This is a genomic window from Mesorhizobium sp. M8A.F.Ca.ET.021.01.1.1 (assembly GCF_003998025.1).
Classification (GTDB): domain Bacteria; phylum Pseudomonadota; class Alphaproteobacteria; order Rhizobiales; family Rhizobiaceae; genus Mesorhizobium.
On sequence record NZ_RZSJ01000553.1, the window covers coordinates 1 to 4,048 of the forward strand.

4 protein-coding genes and 1 pseudogene are annotated in these 4,048 nt (G+C 61.4%); 2 read left to right on the forward strand and 3 right to left on the reverse strand.

Features of this window, described 5'->3' with window-relative positions; all coding sequences use genetic code 11:
* Together EOA36_RS29550 and EOA36_RS29555 are read right to left on the reverse strand one after the other, a co-directional pair.
* Window positions 1-400, reverse strand: a 400-nt coding sequence (locus tag EOA36_RS29550) for an ATP-binding cassette domain-containing protein (RefSeq protein WP_127280508.1), incomplete at its 3' end; no start/stop codon positions are given.
* A 60-nt stretch (window positions 401-460) separates the two neighbouring features.
* Window positions 461-1,447 carry an ABC transporter substrate-binding protein gene (locus EOA36_RS29555; protein ID WP_127280509.1) on the reverse strand — a complete coding sequence of 329 codons (987 nt, stop codon included), beginning with the start codon at window positions 1,445-1,447 and terminating at the stop codon, window positions 461-463.
* 153 nt (window positions 1,448-1,600) lie between these two features.
* Between EOA36_RS29555 and EOA36_RS29560 the strand changes: the two genes are divergently transcribed.
* Together EOA36_RS29560 and lexA are read left to right on the forward strand one after the other, a co-directional pair.
* On the forward strand, window positions 1,601-2,374 hold the full coding sequence (locus tag EOA36_RS29560; protein ID WP_127280510.1) for a GntR family transcriptional regulator: 774 nt from the start codon (window positions 1,601-1,603) through the stop codon (window positions 2,372-2,374).
* Between the two features lie 410 nt (window positions 2,375-2,784).
* Window positions 2,785-3,528 carry a transcriptional repressor LexA gene (lexA, locus tag EOA36_RS29565; RefSeq protein ID WP_127280511.1) on the forward strand — a complete coding sequence of 248 codons (744 nt, stop codon included), beginning with the start codon at window positions 2,785-2,787 and terminating at the stop codon, window positions 3,526-3,528.
* Here lexA and EOA36_RS29570 read toward each other — a convergent pair.
* Window positions 3,522-4,048 (reverse strand): annotated as a pseudogene (locus EOA36_RS29570) (competence protein); the annotation flags it as partial. The gene lexA and the pseudogene EOA36_RS29570 overlap by 7 nt on opposite strands.

Consider the following 4,048-nt stretch of genomic DNA (forward strand, 5'->3'; position numbering starts at 1 on the left):
GTATCGACAGGCGTTCCTTGTAGGACGCGAGCCGGGTGGCGTTCAGCCCCTGGCGCAAGGTGCGCTTGCTGCTGCGCAAATCAGCCAGCAGCATGTTTTCCGCGACCGTCATGCTGGCGGCGGTGCCGCGCATCGGATCCTGGAAGACGCGGGCCAGCTTCGCGGCGCGCTTGTGCACCGGCATATCAGTCACATCGGCGCCATTGATCAGGATCTGGCCGGAATCGAGGATCAGAGCGCCGGAAATGGCGTTGAGCATGCTGCTCTTGCCCGCCCCGTTGGAGCCGATGACGATGCCGAACTCGCCAGTCGCCAATGACAGGCTGAGGCCGTCCAGCGCGATCTTCTCGTCGGCCTGGCCCCTGTAGAATACTTTGCGCGCGGATCGGATCTCGAGCATCGTTCCTCCCTGACATGAAAAGTGACGGCGCCCGCGCCGTCACCTTCATGCAGCCTGATGTCAGTCGACGATGCAGCCGCAATCTGCCATCGAGGCCGGTATCTCGATGCCGAACGCGGCCATCGCCTTGCGGGAAATCGTTGCCATGTGATCCTTGTAGGCCGGGCGCGACGGCGCGATCGTCTTGGGATCCTTGCCCTTGAGTATCTCTGCGGCGATGTCGCCGGCGTTGATGCCAACCTGCGTGTAATTGACCGCGAAGCTCGCCGGCACAGTGCCGTTGCGGACCGCGCTGTCATCGGAGTTGACGACCGGGATACCGGCCTGGCGGGCGGCGGCGGAGACAGCGGCGATCGCCGGCTGGATCAGGTTCGAGGCCGGGCCGTAGATGACGTCGGCCTTGCCGGCGAGCGAAGCGATACGTTGCTGGATGTCATTGACGTTGTCGATGCCGACCTCCACCACCTCGAAGCCAGCGGCGGGCGCCGCCGCCTTGATCTTTTCGACCAAGGCAACGTCATTGGCCTCGCCCGGATTGTAAGGCACGCCGAAGCGCTTGGCGTTCGGCAGCAGCTTCTTGGTGAAGGCCATCACCGCGGCGACGTCCTGCAGATCGCTGGCGCCGGTCATGCCTTCGTCACCTGAATCCCACGACGGCACCAGCTTGGCCGCCACTGGATCGGTGACCGCGGCAAAGACGATTGGAATGCCGGAACCGGCGAGCGCCTTCTTGGCGATCTGCGAGACCGGCGTGGTGATGGTGTAGATCAGCTTGGGCTGCTCCGCCTGCAGCTTGGCGATCATCTGCGGCACCAGCGATGCATCGAAATTGGTATGGCTTTCCGTATAGACGACGTCCTTGCCCTCGACGAAGCCATTGTCCGTCAGCGCCTTCTTGAAGCCGGCTATGGCGGCATTGAGCTGGGGGTGCTCGCCGAAATTGGCAATGCCGATGCGTATCTGGTCGGCGGCGGCACTGCCGGCGCTCACCATCAACGCGCTAGCCATGAACAAACCCGACAACCAAGCGGATTTCGACTTCAACATCATTTCCTCCCAGATTTGATCAGCGCCGCTTGCAGCGCGGCTACTGCAAACGATCATGGTCAGTCCGCCGGCTTGTGTCAAACATTATATATAATTCTTGCCATGCCCCTACATCATATATAATTTTCCCTGCCAGACGACGGATGGACCGCGATGCAGGATCAAACGAGCTCCACAAAGACGGAGGCAGCCTATCAGCTGTTGCGGCGCGATATCCTGACCACGCGCCTCATGCCCGGCGCCCCGCTCAAACTGAGTGCACTGCGCGGCACCTATGGAGTCGGCTGGACGCCATTGCGCGAAGCCTTGTCGCGGCTCGAGGCCGAACGCCTGGTCACCGCCATCAGCAATCGCGGTTTTACCGTGGCTCGGGTGTCGCGGGCCGAACTGGAGGACCTGGCGCGCGCCAGGATGGTGGTCGAGATCCCCCTGTTCCTCGAATCGATGGAGAAAGGCGGCAAGGAATGGGAAGATGCCGTGGTCACCGCCCACTACCGGCTCTCCCGTTGCAAAACCGCGGTCGACGATCCCTCGGATGCGGCGGTCGACAAATGGGACGAGAATCACGAGGCTTTCCATGCGGCGCTGCTGAGTGCCGCCACATGCGATTGGCTGTTGCGTTTCCGCTCGACGATCTCGGATCAATTGCGCCGGCATCATCGCTTTCTTGGTCTGGCGCCGACATTGCGGGCCGCGGCCGGCCTCAAGGATGGCTACGAAGAGGCGATGGAGGCGCTGCGCGAAGCGATTGCGATCGAACACCATACCGCGATCATGGAAGCGGCACTCGATCGTGACGTCGAGCGGGCCAAGGCGCTGATGGTGGCCCATATCGGCTACACCCTGCACGTCTATGTCCACAGCGAAGACAGCGGCCCGACCAAATACGCCGCCCGCGCCGGCAGCTTGAAAGCTGGTTCGGGATGACTCCGGCGCTTCCGCGACACCTATTCGCACGCGTTGGTCGGAGTGGGGCCGGACGCCTGGGTCCATCGCTGCCCCGAAGCTGCCAGTCGTTGGCGTTTTGGTTTCGTTTCGTTCCGCGAATAACGGACCGATAAATTATACAATCCGCCCGGGGAAAGCCTTCCGAACGGCTGACGCCAAACTCGGGAGCGGATGGGCCACAGGCCATTAACCATAACGATTTCAATGGGCCTGCCGATGGCGGAAAAGGTCGGCTTCTGCCCGCCGTAGCGGACAAAAAACATCCGCAGCCTTAACAAATTCATTAAACTTTAAACGGTTGCGGAACACAACTGGAACAGATAGTGTTTGTTCTGGGTTTGTTTTTTCGATTCTGGTTCAGACCTTCGTTCAATGCCTTGGGGGCCGCCATGCTGACACGCAAGCAACATGAACTGCTGATGTTCATCCACGAACGGCTCAAGGAAAGCGGGATACCGCCCTCCTTCGACGAGATGAAGGAAGCGCTCGATCTTGCCTCCAAATCCGGGATTCATCGCCTGATCACGGCGCTGGAGGAACGCGGCTTCATTCGCCGGCTACCCAATCGGGCGCGCGCGCTGGAGGTGCTGCGGCTGCCGGATTCGATCGCGCCCGGCCTGAACGCGGCAAAGAAATTTTCGCCCAGCGTCATCCAGGGCAGCCTTGGTCAAAACAATCTTGGCCGCCAGCTCAAGCCGGCGACGGCGCCTTCGCGTCTGCCCGCGGCCGGCAATGACGACGATGTGGTTTCAGCCGTGTCCATCCCGGTCATGGGCCGTATCGCCGCCGGTGTGCCGATCGATGCCATCCAGCATCAGACGCATTCGATCTCGGTGCCGCCGGATATGATCATGGGCGGCGAGCACTATGCGCTGGAGGTCAAGGGTGACTCGATGATCGAGGCTGGTATCTTCGACGGCGACACGGTCATCATCCGCAATGCGAACACGGCAAGTCCGGGCGAAATCATCGTGGCGCTGGTCGACGAGGAGGAAGCGACGCTGAAGCGGTTCCGCCGTAAAGGCGCCTCGATCGCGCTCGAAGCCGCCAATCCAGCCTACGAAACGCGTATTTTCGGGCCGGACAGAGTCAAGGTACAAGGCAAGCTGGTCGGGCTGATCAGGCGCTACTGAGCCGGTTTGCCATCGGACTTGTCTGGCTTTTTATAGGGCGGCAGCCCCCTCGCCTCGCGTGAGAATTTTCGCTGCTCGTGCCAGGGCCGGTATGGTCCGTCGACAGCGAATTCGATCACAGCCGGGGTTGTGGCCGACTGGGGATCGAAGAAGACGGCAGCACTTCCCTTGCGGGCGAGCTGCCGTTTCGTGACGACGACAACCAGCGGATTGTGGCAGGCGTCATAGGCGGTCGCGTCATTGACGACGATCAGGTCGGCGAAGGCGCAGGCTTTCCAGGTGTTCTTGCGATCCTCGACATAGGCGACGATCGCGCCGGAAGGGTGCCTGGCAAGGCAAAGGCCTTCGCGGCAATAGAACGGCGATCCCTGCGGCAGGTCGGTGGGAGCGGCAATATCGAATTGCCCGTCCGCCTTGTCGAACATTTCCGGTTTGACGATTGTTTCGGAGACCAGAGCGCGTTTCCAGTTGTCGGCCGCGAATTCGTTCGGACGTTCCCGGTTGACGGCCAGTTCGCCAT